At 61.0% G+C, this 23,200-nt stretch carries 18 protein-coding genes; 12 read left to right on the forward strand and 6 right to left on the reverse strand.

Translation table 11 applies throughout. From position 1 onward, the window contains the following. Window positions 1-3 precede the first annotated feature (3 nt). From BFQ01_RS26805 to BFQ01_RS26830, 6 genes are read left to right on the forward strand one after another with little or no spacing between them, the layout of a single operon-like run. Window positions 4-1,338 (forward strand): LLM class flavin-dependent oxidoreductase, encoded by a 1,335-nt coding sequence (locus BFQ01_RS26805; protein WP_065927619.1) that lies wholly within the window; start codon window positions 4-6, stop codon window positions 1,336-1,338. Further along, on the forward strand, window positions 1,335-2,249 hold the full coding sequence (locus BFQ01_RS26810) for a 5'/3'-nucleotidase SurE (RefSeq protein WP_065927620.1): 915 nt from the start codon (window positions 1,335-1,337) through the stop codon (window positions 2,247-2,249). Before BFQ01_RS26805 ends, BFQ01_RS26810 begins: the two co-directional genes overlap by 4 nt. Beyond that, window positions 2,246-3,226, forward strand: coding sequence for an LLM class flavin-dependent oxidoreductase (locus tag BFQ01_RS26815; protein ID WP_065927621.1), 981 nt, complete (start codon window positions 2,246-2,248; stop codon window positions 3,224-3,226). The genes BFQ01_RS26810 and BFQ01_RS26815 overlap by 4 nt, the downstream gene beginning before the upstream one ends. Continuing rightward, window positions 3,223-4,200, forward strand: a complete 978-nt coding sequence (locus BFQ01_RS26820; RefSeq protein ID WP_065927622.1) for an LLM class flavin-dependent oxidoreductase — start codon at window positions 3,223-3,225, stop codon at window positions 4,198-4,200. The genes BFQ01_RS26815 and BFQ01_RS26820 overlap by 4 nt, the downstream gene beginning before the upstream one ends. Window positions 4,201-4,216: 16 nt before the next feature. Further along, the gene (locus BFQ01_RS26825; protein WP_065927623.1) at window positions 4,217-5,194 is read left to right on the forward strand and encodes an LLM class flavin-dependent oxidoreductase; all 978 of its coding nucleotides are present in this window, start codon (window positions 4,217-4,219) and stop codon (window positions 5,192-5,194) included. Further along, window positions 5,187-6,323: an LLM class flavin-dependent oxidoreductase gene (locus BFQ01_RS26830; protein WP_065927624.1), complete on the forward strand. Its 1,137-nt coding sequence runs from the start codon at window positions 5,187-5,189 to the stop codon at window positions 6,321-6,323. The genes BFQ01_RS26825 and BFQ01_RS26830 overlap by 8 nt, the downstream gene beginning before the upstream one ends. A gap of 7 nt (window positions 6,324-6,330) precedes the next feature. Here BFQ01_RS26830 and BFQ01_RS26835 read toward each other — a convergent pair whose 3' ends face one another. Both BFQ01_RS26835 and BFQ01_RS26840 read right to left on the reverse strand, forming a co-directional pair. After that, window positions 6,331-7,410 (reverse strand): sigma-54 interaction domain-containing protein, encoded by a 1,080-nt coding sequence (locus tag BFQ01_RS26835; protein WP_065927625.1) that lies wholly within the window; start codon window positions 7,408-7,410, stop codon window positions 6,331-6,333. Between the two features lie 187 nt (window positions 7,411-7,597). Continuing rightward, window positions 7,598-8,665, reverse strand: a complete 1,068-nt coding sequence (locus tag BFQ01_RS26840) for a sigma-54 interaction domain-containing protein (RefSeq protein WP_065927626.1) — start codon at window positions 8,663-8,665, stop codon at window positions 7,598-7,600. A 348-nt stretch (window positions 8,666-9,013) separates the two neighbouring features. Between BFQ01_RS26840 and BFQ01_RS26845 the strand changes: the two genes are divergently transcribed. The 6 genes from BFQ01_RS26845 to BFQ01_RS26870 all read left to right on the forward strand — a co-directional run bounded on the left by BFQ01_RS26845 (window position 9,014) and on the right by BFQ01_RS26870 (window position 17,898). Further along, window positions 9,014-10,090: an ABC transporter substrate-binding protein gene (locus tag BFQ01_RS26845; protein ID WP_065927627.1), complete on the forward strand. Its 1,077-nt coding sequence runs from the start codon at window positions 9,014-9,016 to the stop codon at window positions 10,088-10,090. Between the two features lie 14 nt (window positions 10,091-10,104). Further along, complete coding sequence (locus BFQ01_RS26850; RefSeq protein WP_065927628.1) at window positions 10,105-11,331, forward strand: alpha/beta hydrolase family protein; 1,227 nt, start codon at window positions 10,105-10,107, stop codon at window positions 11,329-11,331. A 13-nt stretch (window positions 11,332-11,344) separates the two neighbouring features. Continuing rightward, window positions 11,345-12,550 (forward strand): LLM class flavin-dependent oxidoreductase, encoded by a 1,206-nt coding sequence (locus BFQ01_RS26855; protein WP_065927629.1) that lies wholly within the window; start codon window positions 11,345-11,347, stop codon window positions 12,548-12,550. A 4-nt stretch (window positions 12,551-12,554) separates the two neighbouring features. After that, the gene (locus tag BFQ01_RS26860) at window positions 12,555-14,111 is read left to right on the forward strand and encodes an ABC transporter substrate-binding protein (protein WP_065927630.1); all 1,557 of its coding nucleotides are present in this window, start codon (window positions 12,555-12,557) and stop codon (window positions 14,109-14,111) included. Window positions 14,112-14,231: 120 nt separating this feature from the next. Next, window positions 14,232-16,793 carry a TonB-dependent receptor plug domain-containing protein gene (locus BFQ01_RS26865; protein WP_065927631.1) on the forward strand — a complete coding sequence of 854 codons (2,562 nt, stop codon included), beginning with the start codon at window positions 14,232-14,234 and terminating at the stop codon, window positions 16,791-16,793. Window positions 16,794-16,812: 19 nt separating this feature from the next. Continuing rightward, entirely contained in the window at window positions 16,813-17,898 is a 1,086-nt protein-coding gene (locus BFQ01_RS26870) for an LLM class flavin-dependent oxidoreductase (RefSeq protein WP_065927632.1), read from the forward strand. Window positions 17,899-17,994: 96 nt separating this feature from the next. Here BFQ01_RS26870 and BFQ01_RS26875 read toward each other — a convergent pair whose 3' ends face one another. Genes BFQ01_RS26875 through BFQ01_RS26890 form a run of 4 tightly spaced genes read right to left on the reverse strand, consistent with a single transcriptional unit; the run spans window position 17,995 to window position 23,198 of the window. Further along, window positions 17,995-19,773, reverse strand: coding sequence for a dipeptide ABC transporter ATP-binding protein (locus BFQ01_RS26875; protein WP_065927633.1), 1,779 nt, complete (start codon window positions 19,771-19,773; stop codon window positions 17,995-17,997). Further along, entirely contained in the window at window positions 19,770-20,597 is an 828-nt protein-coding gene (locus tag BFQ01_RS26880) for an ABC transporter permease (protein WP_065927634.1), read from the reverse strand. Before BFQ01_RS26880 ends, BFQ01_RS26875 begins: the two co-directional genes overlap by 4 nt. After that, window positions 20,594-21,649: an ABC transporter permease gene (locus BFQ01_RS26885; protein ID WP_065927635.1), complete on the reverse strand. Its 1,056-nt coding sequence runs from the start codon at window positions 21,647-21,649 to the stop codon at window positions 20,594-20,596. The genes BFQ01_RS26880 and BFQ01_RS26885 overlap by 4 nt, the downstream gene beginning before the upstream one ends. Continuing rightward, a complete protein-coding gene (locus BFQ01_RS26890) occupies window positions 21,642-23,198 on the reverse strand; it encodes an ABC transporter substrate-binding protein (protein WP_065927636.1) in 1,557 nt (518 codons plus the stop codon). The genes BFQ01_RS26885 and BFQ01_RS26890 overlap by 8 nt, the downstream gene beginning before the upstream one ends. Window positions 23,199-23,200 lie beyond the last annotated feature (2 nt).

The raw sequence follows: 23,200 nt of genomic DNA on the forward strand, positions 1-23,200 counted from the left end.
TTCATGACCCGCCGCACCGACAAACTCAAACTGGGGGCCTTCCTCGCCAACAGCGGCCACCACGTCGCCGCCTGGCGCCACCCGTTGGCCCAAGCCGATGCCAGCCTGGATTTCGAGCATTTCAAACACATTGCGCAGACCGCCGAGCGCGGCAAATTCGATGCATTGTTTATTGCCGATGTGGTCGCCTTGTGGGGCCACCATCACGATGCGCTGAGCCGTACGGCCCGCGCCGAACACTTCGAACCGCTGACGTTGATGTCGGCCCTGGCGGCCGTCACACACAAGATCGGCCTGATCGCCACCGCGACCACCACCTACAACGAGCCGTACCATATCGCGCGCAAATTCGCGTCCCTGGACCACCTGTCCAAGGGACGCGCCGCCTGGAACCTGGTGACCTCGGTAGTCTCGGATGAAGCGTGGAATTTCGGCCGCGAAAACCACGTCGACCATGGCGACCGCTACCAGCGTGCCGAAGAGTTCCATGACGTGGTCAAGGATCTGTGGGACAGCTGGGACGACGACGCCTTTACTCGCGACAAAGCCAGTGGCGAGTATTTCGACCCGGCTAAATTGCACACCCTCAACCATCGCGGCAAGCACTTTGCCGTACGCGGCCCGCTCAACGTGGCCCGCCCGCCCCAGGGCCACCCGGTACTGGTGCAGGCCGGGGCATCGGAGCCGGGCAAACAACTCGCCGCCCGGGTTGCCGAACTGATCTTCGCCCACTCGCATAACCTGGAAGGCGCCCAGGCGTTCTACCAGGACATCAAGGCACGCGCCGCTGCCCTCGGCCGCGACCCGGATCACGTCAAAATCCTACCCGGCGTCACACCGTTTATTGCCGATACCCGTGAACACGCCAAGGTGCTGTTCGAAGAGTTCCAGGCGCTGATCGACCCGGTGCTGGGCCTGCGCCTGCTGGCCGACACCTTGGGCGATGACATCGACCTCTCCGGCCATGACCTCGACGGCCCATTGCCGGAAACCCCCGTGGGCCAGCGCGGCAGTCGTCGGGATAAGGTGCTGGAATTGGCGCGCACGGAGAACCTGAGCATCCGCCAGCTGTACTTGCGCCTGGCCGGAGGCAACCCGGTGATAGGCACAGCCGAGGACGTTGCCGATCACTTTGAGGCATGGTTCCAGGCGCGGGCATGCGATGGCTTCAATGTGTTCTTCCCGTACTTCCCTGGCGCCATCGACGTGTTCGTCGATCAGGTGATTCCGTTGCTGCAGGCGCGTGGGCTGTTTCGCCAGGAATACGAGGGCGCCACCCTGCGCGAAAACCTCGGCCTGCCGCGCCCGGACAACCGCTTTACGGGAGAGAGGGCATGAAACGCAGCGCCTGGATGCTCGCCTTCGCCAGCTTGATCGCCCCCAAAGCCTTCGCCTTGAACATCTTGCTGAGCAATGACGACGGCTATCAGCATCCGAACATTCGCGCACTCTACACCGTGCTGAAAGCCCAGGGCCATAACGTGAAAATCGCCGCGCCCCAGAGTGATCAGAGCGCGCGAGGCGGTTCGTTCTTCTTCGGTCGCGAAGTGAGTGTTGGACACGATACCGACCCCGCTTACCCCGACAGCTACTACATCAGCACCACCGACAACGGCATATGCCAGAGCACCGAGTGCGCCGGCAAAGCAGTACAGATCGAAATCAGCGGCACGCCGGTGATGGCACTGCTGATGGGCCTGAACAAAGTCGTGCCACATCCCGACCTGGTGATCGTCGGCCCCAACCCTGGCAATAACCTCGGCGCGATCAATATGGCCTCCGGCACCTTCAATACCGCCAGCGTGGCGTTGCAGTCGGGCATTCCGGCATTGGCGGTGAGTACTGATCTGGAGGAGAAAGACCCGCAGCGCGCCGCCCAACTGGTAGCAAAACTGGTGCATGCCCTCGACCAGCACCGCCAACCCGATGGCGCGCTGCTACCGCCGGGCCTGGGCTTGAATATCAACTTGCCCAAGGATACGCAGATAAAAGGCGTCAAACTGACCCGCGTCGGCAGCTATGTGGGTTTTGAGGCGCTGTACACCGATGATCTCAAGCAGTTCAACCTGCCCGGCAAACCCGGCATCGGCTTCCAATACAGCCCCGCCGCTACCGCTGCGCAACAGAACGATGAAGCGGTGTGGCTGAACAAAGGCTACCTGACCATCAGCCCGTTCAGTGGCCTGCCGGAATCCGTCAGCGCAGGGCCAGCACTGCAAAAGCAGTTGGCCCATGAGGTGAAACCATGAGTGCAGGCTTTTCCCTCGGGTTTCTGAGCCGGGTCTATAGCCCGAGTGCTGATCCCAAGGTCTACCGCGACACCCTGGAACTGTTCAAGGTTGCCGAAGCGCTGGGCTTTGACAGTGGCTGGTTAGCGCAGCACCACTTCGCCAGTGAAAATGGGCGCTTGCCGTCGCCGTTGGTATTGTTGGCGGCCGTCGCCCAGCAGACACGGCATATCAGCCTCGGCACCGGAATTATCGTATTACCCCAGGAGGCGCCGCTGCGCCTGGCGGAAGACGCCGCCGTGCTGGACTTGCTGTGCAACGGCCGACTGGAACTGGGGCTCGGTGCGGGTTTTGATCCTGAGACCTTCCTCGCCTTCGGCCGCGAGCATGAAACACGGCATCGTGACTACGAGCAGCACCTTCAACAGCTGCTCAATGCATTTGGCAACGCGCCGCTGACCGACAGCGGTTCCCGCCTCCTGCCACGCACCAACGGTTTGAGCCAGCGTGTGTGGGAAGCCACCTCGCGGGTGGAACTGGTAGCCGAGCGTGGCCACGGCCTGATCATGGCACCCAATCCGCATTTGCCTGCCCAAGCCGGTGTTGAACTGGTGAACCGCTACCGCAACGCCTGGACCGGCGACAACGGCACGCCCGCCCGCGTCGCACGGGTGCAGGCCTTGCTCCCAGCACCGGACGACGCCACACGCCGCGATATCCAGGCCTATGTGCAACGCCAGCAAAACATCGGCGTACTCAACGACACGCTGGACGCTGACTTCGACACCACCCTCAAGCGCCTCGGCGTGTTGCACGGCCCGCTGGAGCAGATCATCGAGCAATTGCAGCAAGGCCCGCCATTGACAGCCCACGACCAACTGATCCTGCAAGTACAAACCACCAGCACGCCGCTGCGCGAGGCTATCCGTGCGCTGGAGGTCATCCGCCAACACATCGCACCAGCACTGGGCTGGCAGCCCACAGGAGCCCCCTCATGACTTTCAAATTGGGTTTCCTCAGCCACGCTTTTGGCGATGACCCGCAGCAGGTCTACCGCGACCTGATCGAACAATTCGAAGTGGCTGAAGCCCTTGGCTTCGACGGTGGCTGGATTGCCCAGCACCACTTGAGCAATGGCTTTGGTCGTCTTCCTTCACCCTTGGTGCTGCTGGCGGCCGTTGCCGAACGCACGCGGCATATCGAACTGGGCACCGGGGTGATTGTGTTGCCATTCGAAGACCCGATCCGCCTGGCCGAAGACGCCAGTGTGCTGGATGCTCTGAGCAGCGGGCGGGTGCAATTGGGCCTGGGCAGTGGTGGCGCCAACCTCGATAACTTCAGCGCTTTTGACCGCGACCCAAGCCGGCGCCAGGCGGATTTTGCCGAGCGCCAGCAACGTTTGCAGCGCCTTCTGGAAGGTAAACCGCTGACCGGCGAATTAACGTTGCAACCGCCTGCACTCGGTCTGGGCGAACGCCTTTGGCATTCCCACGGCAGCACTGACGGCGCGGTCTATACCGCCCGACAAGGCAATGGACTGCTGCTGGGCACCGCCACCCATGATCCGCTCACCGTGCAAAAGCCTTTGGCGGATGCCTACCTGCAAGCCTGGTCGCGCAGTGACCGCGCACCGCGTATTGGCGTGGTTCGTGCCATTTTCCCCGCCATCGACCGCGCCAGCGCCCAGGCCGAACTGTCGGTGGATATCGAGCGGCATATCCCGCGCTTGCAACGTGAGGGCCTGATCGACGAAGCCGTGGATTTGCAGGAACACCTGCGCTTGATGAACGTGCACCACGGCCATCCCGATGAAGTGATCGAAAGCTTGCAACAGGACCCGTCGCTGCTGCCTTATGCTGACTACATGATTGCTGTGGTTCAGGCGGAAAGCTCGACCCAGGCACAAATTCTCACACGCTTGGAAATCCTGGCCCGGGACATCGCCCCGGCCTTGGGTTGGAAAAAACGATGAATAACGGAGCTTATACATGCCCCTGGAATTCAGCTGGTTGATGCCCCTGTGTACCCCTGACTGGGCGGCACGGCCGGGACAATGGGTTCAATTGGCCCAGGCCGTGGAATACGCCGGGCTCGATGGCCTTTGGATTCCCGGCGGCGCGTTATGTGCCGACAGCCTCGGCGTGGCGGCAGCCTTGTGCGCGCATACACGCAACGTGCAGTTGTCGGTGAGTGTGCCGCCGGAAGTGATGCTGCCAGCCGCGCTGGCCACTACCCTGCAAAGCCTGCAGTCGATCAGCGGCCACCGTGTACGGCTACATTTACCCAATAGCGAACACATTGCCTTTGGGGAGTGGCTCAACCGCGACCAACGCAGCGAACGCATTGGCGAATATCTGGAACTGCTGCAACACCTGCTGGCGTCCAACACCGAAGGGTTCGACTATCAGGGCCGTTATTTCCAACTGGAGAACGCCGGCTTCACCCGCCGCAAAATACCCGCCCCATCGTTGCTACTGGACGACACCCAGAGCCATGCGTTGGTGGCGGCACATGCGCGGACCTGCCTGTTAGCGCCTGGCCACCCATTACGACTGGCCCAGGAGATACAGCGCTGGCGGCAGATCCAACCTACGCTCGAGTTTGCCTGCACGTTTGGCTTGATCCTCGGCGACAGCGAAGACCTCGCCTGGGAGACCGCCGCCACTTTATTATCGGTTCCTCAATTGCCCGAGGAAGCCCTGGCCACCCTGCCCCGAGCACGCCACCCGCTACGCCAGTGGGAAGTGCATCCCAACCTGCTGCAACGGGAAGCCGGCCAACCGCTGATCCTGGTGGGCACCCCGCAACAAGTCGCCACACGCCTGCAAGAACTGCACGGAATTGGCTTGAATCACCTGATTCTGGAGGGCGGGCCGTCAGTCAGCGAAGTGCTGCGCTTTGGCGAACAGGTTTTACCGTTGCTTTTCCAACAGGGTTTGCGCAAGGAGCGCCTGCACCATGACTGATGATGTACGCCCACCGATCCAACTGGACTGGTTTTTACCCACCAATGGCGATGGCCGTCACCTCACCAGCAGCGGCTTGCCAAAGGCCGGGTTGTTCCAGCAAGGCGAGCGTGCACCGACGCTGGACTACCTGCGCCAGATTGTGCGCGCCACCGAGCAGGCCGGTTTCGACGGCATCATGGTGCCCACCGCTGCCGGGTTTGAAGACCCATGGCTGATCACTGCGGTGCTGGCCCAAGAAGTGCGCCGCCTGAAATTCCTCCTGACGCTGCGACCGGGCACCGAGCTGCCAGCCTATACCGCCCACCGCGCGGCGACGTTGCAACTGCTCAGCGAGAACCGCCTGGCGTTGCATGTGGTGACCGGCTCCAGCCGTTTTGAACAGCGTTCCCTCGGGGATTTTCTCGAACACGATGAACGTTACGCACGCACCGCAGAATTTCTGCAGGTGTTCCAAGCCGTGTGGGCAGCCCAACCGCCTGCGCATCAGGGACGTTACTACCGCAGCAGCATTCAAACACCGATTGCGCCAGGCGCACGAGTACCGCCGATTTACTTTGGCGGCGCCTCCGAAGCCGCCGAGCGTGTCGGTGCGGCCCATGGGCAAACTTATCTGATGTGGTGCGAACCGCCAGCGATGATCGCCGAACGCATCCAACGCATGCGTGACCTGGCGGCCGCCCAAGGCCGTACGCTGCGCTTCGGTCTGCGTTTGCACGTGTTCGCCGCTGTCACTGACGACGCGGCCTGGGCCCACGTGGAACGGCTGCTGGAAGAAATCCCGACGGACACCATTGAGCATGCACAACGGCAGATGGCGGCGTATGAGTCGGTGGGGCAAAGCAGGCAGACGCAGTTGATGCAGGGCCGTGGGCGCGGCGCTCGGGAACTTGAGGTGTCAGCCAATCTCTGGGCCGGGGTAGGTTTGGTACGCGGCGGCGCAGGAACAGCGTTGGTCGGCAGTTATGCGCAGGTGGCAGAGCGAATCGAGGAGTACCACCAGTTGGGGGTGGACAGTTTTATTCTGTCGGGTTTTCCCCATTTGGAGGAAGCGATTCACCTGGGCGCGCAGTTGCTGCCTCAGCTGCGCCGTATAGGTAACCCACCCAGCCAGGTCAAACAAGGTTGAACGCAGATCAGGGTTTTGCTCGGCCTTTGAGCATGCCGTGATTGACCAGTAAGGTGCGCATGGCGTTGCGGGTAATACCCAGCAGTTGCGCGGTGCGTAACTGGTTGAAACCGCAGTAGGCAAAAGCCTCGCGCACCATCAACTCCTCAATATCGTGCAAGAGCGAATCACCTGGCACATCGAACAATCGCAAAAACTGTTCGCGAAGCACTTCCTGAGGAAGCTTTTGCACCCCGTTGGAACTTGCGCCTTGCAATGCACTAATGCCTGCCGAGAACTTCAAGTGCTCGGGGCGAACCGGTCTGTCGCCGGCCACCAGTAAAGCCAAGTGAACAACGTTCTCGAGCTCTCGGATATTCCCCGGCCAGGGATAATCGAGCAGCGCCTGAGTAGCCGACTCCGAAAGCATAGGCTCATTGATTTTAAGGCGGGCGCTGTAGAGTTTCCTGAAGTGTTCCACCAACGGCAGAATGTCCAAGGGACGTGCCCTTAACGGCAAAACTTCTACTTGGGCGACGTTTATTCGATAGAACAGATCGAGCCGGAAATTGCCGGCTTCAATGGCCTGTTCCAAGTTGACGTTGGTCGCCGTCACCAATCGAATGTTGATCTTGATCGGTTTGCGCGAGCCGACCCGAACCACCTCCTGCTCCTGTAGAACACGCAGCAATTTAACTTGCAAAGGCAGCGGCAGATCACCGATCTCATCGAGAAACAGCGTCCCTCCATCCGCCTCCTCAAACCAGCCAGCTCGCCGGCCGACAGCGCCTGAGAAGGACCCGGCCTCGTGGCCAAAAAACTCGCTTTCAGCCAGGGTCTCACTGATCGCACCGCAGTTGACCGCAATAAAAGCGCCAGTGCGGCCACTGCTCGAATGGATGTAGCGCGCCACCAACTCCTTACCGGTGCCCGTCTCTCCATTGATCAACACTGGCACGTCACTGGGCGCCACCCGCTGCAGATACTCCAGCAACTGCCGAGACCGGGGGTCGGCAAATACCAGCGCTTTGGCTCGGATTGAAAGAGGATCTTTATCGCCCTGAGGCAATGTCAAAATCGGGCTGGGGTGTCCGCGCGGGATGTTCATAGACAATTTCCAATGGCGGCCATGAAGGAATTAACAGCACTTTACTGCTCGCGCCATATAACAAGAAATATTAAAAACATATGAGGATATAACCTTGCACCATAGCGACTGACGCGTCAGGTACAACCAATCGCCTACTCGCATGAACGATCAAAAACGGCCATTGCTCTAGTTGCGGATATATCAGTTAAATTCTCGCTGACGCTCCCAACTCACCAATCTTTTCCAGTCGTGCCCGAACAATGTTGCGACTGATATTGAGCAGGCGCCCAGTCTGCAATTGGTTGCCATGGCAGTATCGGTAAGCAGCACGAAAGATCGTCTCTTCAATATGCTCGTAAAGGTCGGGAATATTCTGTTCGAATAACGCATTGAGGGCCGTTTCCAAGTCCACGGGACCGCTGAGGGCAGCTGGAGTATGGGTAGCCTCTTCCTGACGAATACCCGAGGATCGCATGTCCACCAGATGCAGATCCGGCGGCTGCACCAACTGGTTGCGGCACACCAGCAAGGCGTGATGAATGGCGTTTTCGAGCTCGCGGATATTGCCCGGCCAGCTATGTTCCAACAGCTTTCGCTCAGCATCGATGCTCAACGTGGCGCGATTGTACCCCAGTCGTTGGCAATGCTCTTCAAGAAAAAATTCCGCCAGGGGCAGGATATCGCCCGGCCGCTCGCGCAGAGGCGGCAGTCGAATGGTGGCGACGTGCAGACGGTAGAACAAGTCTTCGCGGAAGTTACCTGCCACGACGGCATCGGCAAGGTTAACGTTAGTGGCGGCCACCAGCCGCACATTGATCGGGATCGGTGTCCGCGAGCCCAGGCGCACCACTTCGCGCTCCTGCAAAACGCGTAGCAACTTCACCTGCATGTTCAACGGCAGATCACCGATCTCATCGAGAAACAGCGTGCCGCCGTTGGCGGCTTCAAACCAACCGGCCTTCTGGGTGGTAGCGCCGGTGAACGCGCCTTTCTCGTGGCCGAACAACTCGCTTTCCACAAGGGTCTCGGCAAACGCGCCGCAGTTCACCGCCACGAAAGGTTCACGTCCGCGACGGCTCAGATGATGGATATGCCGTGCGACCAACTCCTTGCCGGTCCCGGTCTCGCCAATGATCAAGGTATTGGCTTCGCTGGGTGCCAGACGCTCAATACGTGCCAGTAATTCCTGGGAGCGCGGGTCCTTGAAGACCAGCACGGTGGCACGCACCGACTTGGTCAATTCGCGAGGATTAGGATGAGTGATCAGCGACATGGTGCGTTCCTGGCAGTAAAAGCGCGTGCTCAATAGTGCATGAAGTTTTCTAGACCATTTAATTATAAATTAATATTTATATATTCCCGTATCGCATATACCAACAACATGACCTACCACTGCTGCTGGAGCAGCAACCGGCCAGCACCCACGTGCTCGTCCACCAGCAGCAGATCAGACAGGCCATTGCTACCTCAAACGCTGCAGCCCATGCAGCACGCGGCCTAGAGCGATTTTTCCAGCTGCTGGCATGCAATCTGCTCTCTCCCTCCCAACACGATCCCCTGTAGGAGCCGGCAAGCCCGCGCCTACTACAAAGGGTTTTGAATTCAGGTAGGGAGAAACCTCATGAGAAATTTCTGGCACAGAAGCCTCATCGCTCTGTTCGGCCTACTGGCAAGCAGCGCGGCGCTCGCCGAGTCGGCTGCCCCGGCCTCGGTAAAAATCGCTATCGTCGCCTACACCCAAGGTGGCAAGCCGGTGTTTGGGGGGATCGCCGGCCGCGTGATCGAAGACGGTTGGCTGGAGGCCCAACTGCGCGAGCGCGGGGTGAAACTCGAATGGATCGCCCTACCCCACGCCGGCGCCGGCCCGCAGATCAACGAAGGGTTCAGCAACAACAGCCTGGACTTCGCCGTACGCGGGGACCTGCCCTCAGTGATCGCCGGTGCCGGCGGTGTGCGGGGCAAGCTGATCGTGCCCGGCGGCAGTGGTAACAACATTTACCTGGTGGTGCCCGAAGGCTCCAGCGCCAAAACCATCGAAGACCTCAAGGGCAAACGCCTGGCCCTGCACCGTGGCCGGCCTTGGGAGTTCGCATTCAGCAACTTCCTCGCCAGCAAGGGCCTGAAGCTCGATGACTTCAAGATCGCCAACCTCAACCCGCAGGTCGGCGCGGCAGCGGTGTCTGCCGGTAAGGTCGATGCAGCCGTGTTGCTCAGCGAGGCCTATGCCCTGGAAGACAAAGGCGTGGGCAAGATCATCTGGTCGACCAAACAGGGCAGCAATGACTGGCGCCTGATCTCCGACCTATGGGGCACCGAGTCTTTCGTACAGCAGCATCCAGACATCACCCAATTGCTGGCGACCGCCTGGGTCAAGGCCGCGTGGTGGATTTCTCAACCGCAAAACCAGGATGCCTATTACCAGCTGTCCTCTCGCGCCGGTACCGCTGAAAGCGTGCTGCGCCGCGACGACCAAAACGACCCGGTGGCCTGGAAGGAACGCTGGGCACCGAAAAGCGATGCACAACTCAAGGCCCACTACCAGGCCCTCACCACCTACGCCCTGGCCAACCACCTGATTCGCGACACTTATGACATCGGCCCATCACTGGCTACCGGCTTTACCAACCAGGCTTTGATCGACCTGAAACTCACTGACTACTGGCCGGCCCTGCGTGGTCAGGTCAGCACCAATCCTTGATAGGGAAATTGATAATGAAACTGCCGCATTCTTTCGCCTTCGGTCTGAGCGTACTGGCCTTGTCCATGAGCGCGTTCGCCGCTGACGTATACGCCCCAAAACCGGACCCACTGCAAGGTGATGGCCGCGTCTCGGCGTTCTACACCTGGGAAAAAGCCATTCCGGCCATCCCGGGCAAGCTGTTGCGCAGCGAACCGCTGGACAAGACCATCAGCCTGGCAAACGCCGCCAGCGCCCAACGCATCCTCTACACCTCCACCGATGGCATCGATAATAAAACCCCAGTAGTGGTTTCCGGCGCGTTATTCCTGCCCAAGGGCACACCGCCGGCCGGCGGTTGGCCGGTCGCAAGCTGGGGCCATGGCACAGTTGGCGTCGCAGATGTGTGTGCACCGTCCTGGCAAGGTCGCTCCTACCGCGATGTGGCGTACCTCAACCGCTGGCTGGCAGAAGGGTTTGCGGTGGTCGCCACCGACTACCAAGGGCTCGGCGTACCCGGCGGTCACCCGTTGCTGAACAGCCGCATGGCCGCCTACGGCATCCTCGACGCCGCCAAGGCCGTAGTTGCAGGCGTACCGGGGTTGGCTGACAAGGTATTGATCGTCGGCCAGTCCCAAGGCGGGGCCGGCGCGTTTGCCGCTGCGGCCTATGCCGCCACTTACGCCCCGGACCTTGGCGTCAAGGGCAGCATCGGCACGGGCGTGATCTACACCCTCGACTACGCGAAAAACCCCAGCGAGGAAGTGCGCAATAAAGTCGACCCGACCCTGGCCTACGGCTTCTACACCTTGCTCGCAGCCCAGCAATACGACCCGAGCATCAACCCGGCGGACTTCTACACCGATAAGGCGCTGCCGATCTTCGAACAGGCTCGCACCAGCTGCCTGTTCGCTCTGGAAGGCGACGTGGAGGGCCTGGGCCTGAGCATTGCCAACACCAAGAAAGATTACAAAGGCAAACAGCTCGCGCCGTGGCTCGCGCAAGTCGCCTACCCCACCCTGAAAACGTCCAAACCGGTGTTCATCGGTACCGGTGCCGAAGACGTCACCCCAGCCGCCGCGACCCAGGTCAAGCTGATGCAGGACGCCTGCAACGCCGGTTCCGTAGTCGAAGGCCACCTGTACAAAGGCCTGGGCCACAGCGCGACGGTCAATGCCTCGCTCCAGGACTCGATCCCGTTCGCCCACAAAGTCATCAGCGACCAGCCGATCACCTCGATCTGCGCCCCAACCGCACAGTAAGCAGGAGGCTTGCATGAGTATCGAATTTTTTACTCGCCTGCCGCTGCACGGCGAAACCCAGTTCCTGCCGGGCGACCCACGTAACCGTGGCGACTGGCATCGGGGCGGTCCCGACAGCACCGGGGCGGTGTCCGGGTTCAGCGTGGGCGACCACTTCACTTACATCGACTACCTGGGCCAGATCGCCAAGGCCGCCGAGATCAATAAGTTCGGCGGTGTGTTGATGGTCAACGCGCCCAGCGGCGAAGAACCGTGGACGGTGTGCTCACTGCTGGCCCGCGAGACACGCATCCTGCAATTCGTCACCGCGTTCCAGCCCTACCACTACACCCCATGGGTGGCCGTGCAGCAGGCGGCGACCTACCAACGCGCCACCGGCAACCGCCTGGTATGGAACATCATCAACGGTGGCTCGGACGTGATCCAGCGCCAGGTCGGCGACTACAGCGACCACGATGCACGCTACGAGCGCGCCACCGAATTCATGGACGTGGTCAAGGGCTATTGGCACAACGAGTCATTTCACTACGATGGCAAGTTCTACAAGGCCGACGGTGGGGGCTTGCGCGCGCCGCTGAAAAAGGCGCAGTTGCCACTTATCTGCACGGCTGGCTCATCCATCGCTGCACGGGAGTTCGCCGCCAAGCACGCGGATTTCTACTTGATGCGTGCCGAGCACCCGGATGAAATCACCGCACTGATCGCAGACCTGCGCCAACGTGCGTTGAAATGGGGGCGCACCGATATTCGCTTTGGTCTGTCGATTGATGTGATCACCCGCGAAACCGAAGAACTGGCACGCACTGAAGCCAAGCGTTTCTTCGACGAAGGTATCGCCCGTGGCGCGGTCAAGGCCGTGGCCGCCCACGCCGGGCTGCGCACCGCACGCAAACTGAGCTACGAGCACGGTTTTGCCGAGAAAAACGAGGCGCAGGGTTTCGAAGACTTTTTTATCCACCCGAACGTGTGGTCAGGCTTGGGCTATATCGGCATCCCACCGGGCTGCGCGCTGGTTGGCAGTTATGAAAACGTGGTGGCGCGGATTCGCGAATACAACAACCTCGGCATCGACCTGTTCTTCCTCGCCGGCTATCCGCACCTGGAAGAAGCCTACCGACTCGGCGAGCATATCCTGCCGCACTTTCGCAGCGAGCGCTCGGTGTTGAGCCGTCCGCTGGAGCCGGTGCGCGAACTGCACTCGGCCAACGGCGGAGCCTGAAACCATGACCTTACTGCTGAGCCGTCGAGACTTTCTCGGCTACAGCGCGACCGCCGGCGGCGCTCTGCTGCTGGCGGGTTGCGGCCCGAATGACGCACCGGCTGCCGCCACCGGCAGCGACCAGCCACGCTACGGCGGCCGCCTGCGCTTGGGGATTCTCGACGGCAACCAGAGCGGCAATCTGGACGCGCATAAACCGGTGGGTAGCGGCATCGTTCGCGGCTTTGCGCTGTATAGCAAGTTGTGGGAGTGGGATGAGCAAATGCAGCCGCGCTTGGCACTGGCAGAGTTTGCCGAGCCCAACGCGGATGCCAGCACCTGGACCCTGCGCTTGCGTCCGGGCCTGGAGTTCCACAACGGCAAGACCATTGATGCCGACGACCTGATGTTCTCGATCCGCCGTCTCACCGATCCGCAACTGGCTTCGCCGTATGCGGCACTGTTGCACTGGGTAGACCGCGACAACCTGGTCAAACTCGACAACCGCACCGTGCGCCTGAACTTTCACGACGGCCGCAGCTATATGCCGCTGGCCGAAACCTGGGTCAACTTCGGCGGTATCGTGCCGGTGGATTACCACCCGGTCACCAATCCGGTGGGCGCCGGCCCCTACAAACTGAAAAGTTTCACCCCCGGCCAGCGCTCGCTGTTCACGCGTTTCGAGAATTACTACAAGGAGGGTAAGCCGTACGCCGACGAGCTGGAAATCATCGATTTCAAGGATCAGGTCTCACGCCTCGCCGCACTGCGCGCCGGGCAGATCGACATGGCCAACTCGATGCCCACCGAACAGCTGCCGATCCTGGAGAAGGACCCTAGGTTGAAGGTCATCAAATCGGTGACCGGCAACTGGCTGTCCTTCGATATGAATCTGGACAAGCCGCCCTTCAACGACCCGCGGGTGCGCGAGGCGTTTCGCTTGCTGGCCGACCGCGAAGAACTGGTACGTCGCGCACTGAATGGCCAGGGCCGAGTGGCCAATGATTTGTATGCGCCCAGTGACCCCACCTTCAACCACAGCCTTGGCCCGCGACCGTATGCCCCTCAGCGCGCAGCGCAATTGCTCAAGGACGCCGGCCAGGAAAACCTAGAGGTGGAACTGATCACCACCCCGGGCCCAGGCTTGAGTTCAGCATTAGTGCTGGCTGAGCAGGCCAAGCGCATCGGCGTCACCCTTAAGGTCAAGCAAGTAGACCTCGCCACTTTCCAGGGCCCGCTGAAAAACGATTGGACCCTGAGCACCGGGGGCAGCATCGGTGCACCGTTCCTCGCCAGTGCAATCCACACCGACGCACCCTTTGCGGTATCCAACAAGACCCACTTCAACGACGCGCAATTCAGCGAACTGCTCCTCGCCGCCATGGCCCAGCCCGACCTGGAAAAACGCAAGGTTCTGGTGCATCAGGTGCAGCAGATCCAGTACGAACGCGGCGGCATGTTGATCTGGGGGTATGCCGACCTTCTGGACAGCGTTTCCACGCGCGTCGGTGGGGCCCAGGCAGAAGAGTCGCTGTTCAGCACCTGGCGTTTTGAAAAGCTCTGGCTCAAAGACACGGCCTGACACCTCATTCCTCGTAGGAGCCCGGTTTTCCGGCGATGAGGCCTCAAGCCTTGCGCCGATCAACGGGACGCCTACGGGGCATCACATTGATAACAATTTTCGACAGGAGTCATTTCTGCCATGCACGCTATCGCCTTGCGTTTACCCCTGCTGCTGGCAGTCACCCTGCCGCTGCAGGCTTTTGCCACCGATACCCAACTGCAAACCGTGACCGTGCAGGCAAGTGCCAGCAAGTCGGATGACGACGCACTGCCCACCCGCCCGCCGACCTCAGTGTACGGTGGCACGGAAACCAAAGTGCTGGACACGCCGCGCTCCGTGGTGCAAATCAACGCCGAGCAATTGGCGAGCGGCGCGATCCATAGCGCCGACGACCTGGTCAAATATGCGCCCGGCATCACTCGGGGCGGCGGGCAAAACGCGGGTATCGCACCGCAGTTTCGTGGCCAGGGTTCGGAGATTTTCCAGGACGGCCAGCGTGGTTACGCCGTGCGCCACCCCGCCAACTTCAACGCCTATGAAGGTGCGGACATCGTTGCCGGCCCGTCCTCGGTGACCTACGGCTCGGTATCCGGCAGCGGCGGCTACGTCAACTACCTGAGCAAGAAACCCGACTTCAACGCGTTCAAGACCAAACTCAGCGGCGAACTGGGTTCGTGGGTTCCGGACGGCACCTCACGCAGTTCCAACAAATTCAGCATCGACAACACCGGGCCTCTGAGTGACAACCTGGCCTACCGCGTGAGCATCACCAAGCAGCGCCAGGAGGACTTCTATGACAATGTCGAGAACAATTTTGACGCCTTCTATGGCGCGTTGGCCTGGCGCAACGAGAACGTGCGGGTCGACTGGAACGCCAGCTACGACAATTACTACGACTACAACATCACCCACGGCTGGAACCGCGCTACCCAGGACCTGGTGGACAACGGCAAATACTACGCCGGGCGCGCCACGCCGATTATCCAGAACGGCACTAGCCTGTGGTCGCCGGTGCTGGCTTCGGGCGCCGCTGATGCGCCAACACTCGGTTGGGTAAAACGCCAACGCAACACCCAGGGCCAATACAGTGTGGTCGACGGCAGCTTCCAGACCGCCTCACCGAATACCCAGGCCAACCCCGGCAGCCTGCGTGGCTGGGTGTATGACCCGACGCTGACGGGCAATGGCGAGCAGTCGCTGTCATCACAGACCGGGCAGCGCAAAGAGGACGAAAGCAGCTCGCGGCGCTTCACCACGCAACTGCGTATCGAGGCGGACCTGTCGCCGACTATCACCGTGGCCAACAGCACTTTTTATGAACGCTCCAAGGACATCACCGATGCCGTGGGCGCATTCCAAGTGCAATCGAAAGACAACATTTTCGATAACCGCTTCGAGTTCCGCTCGCGCAACGAGACCCAGCTGGGCCGCTGGACCCTGCGCGATGACAGCAACACCGGGCTGATCTACCGCCGCGAATTCAACCAGTCGATTGCTGCGAACAACAGCTTTGGCTCGACCATCAATGCCTATGACCTGACCCAGGACCCCTCCGGCAAAAACCCTGGTGACTTACTCGGCCTCGACGGCAGCAACCCTGCCGGCGGCAACGGCGCTTGGATCGGCCAACCCGGCGTGCCGCAATACTCCAACTACTACGGCTGGTTGAACCTGCCGCCAATGTACACAGCTGGGCACGGCCTGTACGCCGAATCCGTGGCGCCCTACACCGCTGAAAGCACATGGACCACCAAGACCCTGTTCAGCCAGCACAACCTCAAGTACGGCGAGTATTTCGGCTTGAATATTGGCGCCAGCCGCAGCTGGATCGAGGCAGAGATCGACAACCCGTTCGTACTCGCCGGTGGCAACCGGCGTAAGGACAGCGACAATTACCGGCTGTTTGCTTTCCAGGTCAGCCCGTATGTAAAACCGACTGAGAACACCACGCTGTACTACACCTTCGACCGCTCGTTGGCGGTCAACACCGGGTTCTTTTCCAACGGCCTTGGCTGGGGCAGCGGCAGTGGCGCCAACCAGCTCAACCCGCTGGCGTTCCAGAGCCTGAGCGTGCTGCATGAAGTCGGGGTAAAGGTCGAAGCAGTGCCCAACCAGCTGTTCATGACGCTGGCGGCGTTCAAGCAAGCCCGCGACCAGGCACCTGACAGCAATAACAACATCGCGCGACTGATGATCAAGGGTGTGGAAGCCACCGTGCGCTATCAACCGGACGACCACCTTCGCAGTGGTCTGAACCTGTCCAAACTCAACGCCTATAACGAGTTCACTTCCCAGGCCGGATTTGCCTCAGCGGGGTTCATTCCCGACAACGGCACAGTGTTCGGCGATAACAATAGCCTCAACCAGCGGCCGTCCGGGCGTTACGATGCGGTTCAGATTCCTGAATACACCGCCAGCGGGTATGTCGACTACCGCTTCGACTCAGGCTTTGGCGCCGAACTGTCAGGCTGGTGGACCAGCAGTTGGTACCTGAACCTCAGCAAGACCGTAAAGATCCCGAACGAATACAACCTCGATCTCGCCGTGTACTACCGCCAACCGCAATGGAGCACCACGTTACGGGTGCTCAACCTGACCAATGAACTGAACTTCGTCAGCGGACTGGCCGGTTCCACCAACACTTTTTTGCAACCCATGCCTGGCCGCACCTTGTTGGCCCAGGTCGACTATCAATTCTGATCCGCACCAGGAGCACGTTATGTCTATCGAATTTGTCGGCATGATTTTCCCTCGCCAGTGGTCCGAAACCCGTGGCGTTCGCAGCCCGGATTTCGACCTCGACTTTATCCGTCACCATGCCCGCGCCCATGAGCATGCAGGCTTCGACCGTGTGCTGATCGCCAGCGGCCCCGGCAGTGCCGACAGCCTGCAAATTGCCGCGTATGCGGCGGCGCACACTGAGCGATTGGGCTTCATGATCGCCCATCGCCCCGGCCTCACCGCGCCGACCGTCGCTGCCCGCTCGTTTGCCACGCTGGACCATACCACTGGCGGCGGGCGCATTCGCTTGCACGCGATTACCGGCATTACCGCCGAGCCACAGGAAGGCGACTTTCTGCTGGACAAGACCGAACGCTACAGGCGCACCGATGAATATCTGGAGATTGTGCGACGCACCTGGACGGCCGAAGAGCCGTTCGATTTCGAAGGTGAGTACTTCAACATCAAGGGTGCGTTTTCACCGGTCAAACCGTTGCAACAGCCGCATATTCCAATCTCGTTTGGCGGCTCTTCCGACATTGCCTATCAGATCGCGGTGAAGCATGCGGACCTGTATGCGCTGTGGGGCGAGCCGTTAAGCGGCGTGGCTGAGCAAATTGCCAAGCTGAAGGCGGCAGCATTAATAGCGGGTGTTGAAGCGCCACGGGTCAGTTTGTCGGTGCGGCTGATTTTGGGGGCAACAGAGGAATTAGCCTGGCAACGCGCCGAGCATATCCTGGAGCAGATCAAGGCCAATCCACAGTTTGCGGCGGGCAGTCCGTGGCAGAAGCGGATCAAGGGCACCGGCTCCGAACGTCTGTTAGCCGCGGCGGCGCTGGGTGATCGTCATGATCGCGCGCTGTGGATGCCGACGGCGACAGCAGTGGGCGCTTATGGCGATACCACCGCGCTGGTGGGTACGCCGGAAACGGTGGCGCAGGCGCTGTTGGATTATGTGGACCTGGGCGTTACCACGTTCTTGAATCGCGGTTATGACCCGCTGTACGACACCGTGGATTATGGGCGGTGGATTATCCCCGCAGTGCGTGAAGAGGCGTTGCGGCGCAAGGCGAAAATTGCTTAACGACGGCGGATGCCATCGCCGTCAAGGCGGCTCCTACAAGGGCTTTGTGTACCTGTAGGGGCCTGATTGCCGGCGATCACTGTGCAGCGGAGCCATTCACCCCAACGATGGCGAATGCTCCAGCAACGTGCGCGTATATGCCGCCTGTGGTTGATCCAAAACATCATCAACAGCCCCCTGCTCCACCACCCTTCCGACCTTCAACACCAGCACCCGATCGGCAATCGCGCGCACCACGCCCAGGTCGTGGGTGACGAATAACATCGTCAAACCTTCACGCTGTAGCTGACGCAGCAGGTCCAGGATCGACGCCTGTACCGATACGTCCAATGCCGAGGTGATTTCATCGCAGATCAGCAACCTGGGCTCGCACAACAGCGCACGGGCGATAGCCACTCGCTGGCGTTCACCACCTGACAGGCTGTGGGGATAGAGGCCGGCGACTGATTCCGGCAGTGACACACGCTTGAGCACGGCTTCCACTCGTTCCCGTGCTGGCGCCCCTTGCACGCCGAAGAAATGCGCCAGTGGCGCGCTCAGAGTCTGGTACACGGTTTGCCGTGGGTTCAACGCGCGATATGGATTCTGGAAGATGTATTGAATCTGGTGGCGCAGGCCTGCATCGCGCTGGCGGGCGTGCAACGGTAAATGCCGGCCGGCGTAGTCCAGTGCACCTTCGACATTCTCCCCAAGGCCAGCAATAGCCCGCGCCAGGCTGGTCTTGCCCGAGCCCGACTCCCCCACAATCGCCAGGCATTCACCCGGTTGCACCTGCAACGAGACATCGAACAACACCTGCCGGTCATAGGCGACGTTCAAGCCACTGACCGACAACAGTGGCAGCTCTACCCGCCCCTTCAAGGCAGCAATTGGCTCCAGCGCCTTGAGCTGTAACGCCTGATCGTGAGGCGCCAGGCAAGCCACCCCACGACCGGCCGCGTTCATCTGCAATACCGGCTCAACCACCGCGCACCCAGCCGTAAACCGCTCACAACGCGGCCCGAAACTGCACCCCTGGGGCCTACGCCCCGGCGCCGGTGCATGCCCGGCAATCGCCTTCAATTCGCGCCGTCCCGCCACATCCGGAATCGCCGCCAGCAACCCTCGGGTATAGGGATGGGACGGTCGACTGAACAACTCATCCCGCGTCGCCGTTTCAACGATGCGCCCGGCGTACATCACCATCACCCGGTCCACCAGGTCCTTGATCACCGCCAGGTCGTGGGACACATACACCGCCGCTACGCCCTGGCTTTTGCACAGCCGACGCAGCGTGGCGAGGATATGCGCCTGGGTGCTGACGTCCAGCGCAGTGGTCGGCTCGTCCAGCACGATCAGGCGCGGGCGTAGCACAAAAGCCAGCGCCAGCATCACCCGTTGCTGTTGGCCGCCGGATAGTTGATGGGAAAAACGCCGTAGAAACCCGTGATCGTCCGGCAATCCGACGTCACGCAGGGTCTCGATGATGCGCTGCTGTTGCGCCTCGCGGTCAAGCCCAGAAGGATGCGCCGCCAGGGTTTCACGCAACAGGTGGCCGATGCGCAGTGCCGGATTGAGCGCGGTGGCCGGGTCCTGGGCGACATAACCGATCAGGCTGCCACGGGCACGGCGCAAGGCTTCGCCTTCCAGGCTCAACAATGCCTGGTCACCTACGTGCGCCTGCCCGCCGACAATCCGTGCACCGCGCCGGGCATGTGCCAGCAACGCAGTCGCCAAGGTGGTCTTGCCCGAGCCCGACTCACCCACCAAACCGAGAATTTCCCCGGCAGCCAGGCCGAACGAGATGCCCGACACCACATCCACCTGCCCCGGCAATTCCACCCGCAGGTCGCGGACCTGCAACACCCCGGCGTCGATTTCGGTCATCGCATTCATGATTGTTTGTCTCCCAGCCTTGCGCTGCTGCGGCCGATGCCTTCAGCCAAAATATTGGTGCCGTAGGCAAACACACCGATCAGCACCGCCGGAGCCAATACGGCCCAGGGTTGCACCAGCAGGCCGGCCTGGTTTTCATTGATCATCAGCCCCCAGTCAGCGGTGGGTGGCGCCACGCCGTAGCCAAGAAAACTCAGGCCCGACAACATGCCCACGCCCCAGGTCAGCATGTTGCCGAAATGCACCAGCAGCGGTGTGAGGATGTTCGGCAGGATCTCCTTGAACAGAATTCGGCGTCGCGAATAGCCCATCATTTGCGCCGCTTCAACGAACTCCTGACCTGCAACTGCTACCGCACTCGCCCGCGCTAAACGTATAACGCCCGGTATAAAGGCGATGGAGACTGTCAGCACGATCAACCACGGTGCGCGCCCCAACATGGACACAATCAGCAGCACCAGAATCAGGTCGGGAAACGCCAGGGACACATCCGCCGACCAGGTAATAAACTGATCCAGGCGCCGACGCGACAACCCCGCCAGCAACCCCAATGTAGTGCCCGCCGCCAGTGCAATACTGGCGGCTGCGACCGACATCCACAGCACCGACAAACCACCACTGAGCAACCGCGACAGCACGTCATGCCCCAGGAAGTCATACCCCAGCCACGCATCACCTGCAGGCGCGCCGTAGACAGGACCGACCATGTCCGTCGACCCGTGAGGTGCCAACCAAGGCCCGAACAGCGCCACGCCCACCACCAGCAGAGTGATCAATGCCCCCTTACGTGTTTGTGGTTCGGCCAACCATCGACGGGCACTCATGCATCACCTCGGGAGCGGCGCCACCACGGGGTTATTCCCCTCCGGTTGCGTTGAATCAGGGTCACCCGCCGTGCGGTGCGCAGCTTGGGTGTAAGCAGCACGGTCAATAGGTCGGCCAGTAGGTTGATCAGCACCACCGCGAGGGTGATCACCAGCACAATCGCCTGGATCATCGGCAGGTCGCGCATCTGGATCGCGGCGTTCAGCGCGGTGCCGATACCGGGATAGCTGAAGATAACTTCCGCCAGCACGGCGCCTCCGATCAACGTACGCAAGGTCAGCGCCACACCCTGGATCGCCGGTACCAGCGCATTGGGCAACGTGTGGCACCAGACAATCCGCCGCTGCGCAATGCCGCGTAGCCTGGCGGCAATCACGTAATCGGACTCCTGCGCCTCGATCACAGCGGCCCTTACCATGCGCGTGAGGTACGGCAATGCAGTGAGGCTCAAGGCGATTATCGGCAATACCAGGGACTTGAGTTGGCGCAGCAGCGACAGGTCGGGGTCCAGGATCGATACCGCAGGTAAGAAATCCATGTGCGGCATGGAAAACAGCAATACCAGGCCAATCGCCAACAGAAACCCCGGCGTGGCTTTTAGAAAGATCAGCAACGACAGGCTCCAACGATCCAGCCAGCTGTCGCGCCGCAATGCCAGGGCCACGCCAAGGGCCAGTGCGCCAGGTACTACCACGGTAATCACCCCGACCAGCAACGCCAGTGTGTAGCCAAAACGCCCCCACAGGATATGGCTGACCGGCGCGTTGGAGTCCAGGGAAATCCCGAGGTCCCCGCACAAGACGCTGCCGAGCCAGCGCAGGTATTGCCACAGGATTGGCTGGTCGAGCCCCAACTGGTGTTGCAGGGTAAGGATGCTTTCCAGCGGCGCGTCCGGGCCGAGGATCACCCGCGCGGGGTCGGATGGCAGGGCCTGGGTGGCGATGAACACCACCAGGCTGATAACCCAGGCCGTCAGCAGGCCGTAACCCAGGCGCCCGATAAACCATGACAACCAAGCAGGCGTGCGTGGAGGATTGGCAGGCTCAAGCATGCTTCAACCACAGTTCGTCAAAACGCCAGGAAGCGAAGGTGGTCTGCTCTGGCGCCAAACCGCCGACCTTGACCGAGGCGGCGTCCAGCACATCGTTGAAGCCCCAAATCAGCAATCCGCCGCGCTCGTGTTGAATCTGCTGGGCCTCGTGTACCAGGCCTTTACGCAACTCCAGCTCTGGCTGCGCAAGGGCCTCACGGTAGAGGTCATCAAAACGCGGGTCATGGAAGTTGCTGCGGTTGTAGATCGCCAACGGCGCGTCGTTGTGCAGTGCCGAGGCCAGGAAACCCCGGGCCGGCGTAGAACCCGGCGACACTTGCCACTGCTCACGCTGCGGGCCGTTGAACACAGCGCCATCCACTTGGGTCACGCGTATCTCGACACCGGCCTTTTTCGCTTGCTGGGCAAACACCAGCGCGGCGTTCACACCGGGCCCAGGCGTGGTGGTCAGTTCCACGCGCAAATCCGTCTGCCCGGCCTGACGCAGCAGCGAGCGGGCCTGCTCCAGATCATACGGCCGCTGGGCAATCGCATGGTTGTAGGTGGGATCGTGAGGTGAATACAGGTCATTGGCAATGCGACCGAAACCGTTAAGGCCCCGGTCCACCAGCTCTTGCCGATCCGCCAGCAAGCGAAACGCCTGGCGCACCCGCACATCATCGAAGGGCGGCTTGGCCAGGTTGAGATTGAAACCGGTAAACGAAGTGCTTGGCGACACGCACAACGACAAGCGTGAGTCGGCCTTGAGCAACGCACTGTGCTCGGCCTGCACACCGCTGGCCACATCGATCTGTCCGGCGCGCAACGCAGCAACACGGGAGACCTGGTCCTTGAACTCGATGATTTCCAGCTCATCGGCATAAGGCTGGCCGGGTTTGTAGTAATTCTCAAACCGCGTGTACAACGAGCGCTGGCCGGGTACGAAACGCTTGAGCCTATAAGGGCCGGCACCTACCGGATTGGTGATGGGGTCATAGTCGGTGGGGACGATGCCGCCAAAGCTGATCAGGGTTTCATCCAGAGGGAAGAAGCTCTGGCCTTGCTTGAAGCGGATTTCGATGGTGCGCTCATCCAGCTTGCGTAAGGCATTGCGATCAATGGCACCGACCAGGCCGGCAAACGGCGATGCCAGCTTGGGATCGGTAAGGCGCAACAACGAAAACAGCATGTCGTCAGCGCCGATGGTCTTGCCATGGTGAAACTCCAGGTCCGGCTTGATGCGGATGGTCCAGGCACTCGCATCGGCATTCGGTTCGGCGAACTCGGCCAGGGCCAGGCGTGTGCTGACATCGGTGTTCCATTCCCAGAACTTGCTGTACAGCGCCCAGCCACGAATGATCCCGCCGCCCACCGGTTTATGGGCATCCAGGTTGCCAGACTGATCGCCATCGATAATGCCAATGCGCAGGCGCCCACCGCTGACGGGCTTACCGCTCAGTACGGCGGCACCCTGAGTCGTCGTGCCGCTGTCGCAGCCGCCCAACAGCAAACCACCGCCGATGGCCAAGCTGTTGCCGAGAAACACCCGGCGAGAAAATCCATCACTCATGG

The sequence above is a fragment of the Pseudomonas sp. 8 R 14 genome (assembly GCF_900005955.1).
Lineage (GTDB): Bacteria > Pseudomonadota > Gammaproteobacteria > Pseudomonadales > Pseudomonadaceae > Aquipseudomonas > Aquipseudomonas marginalis.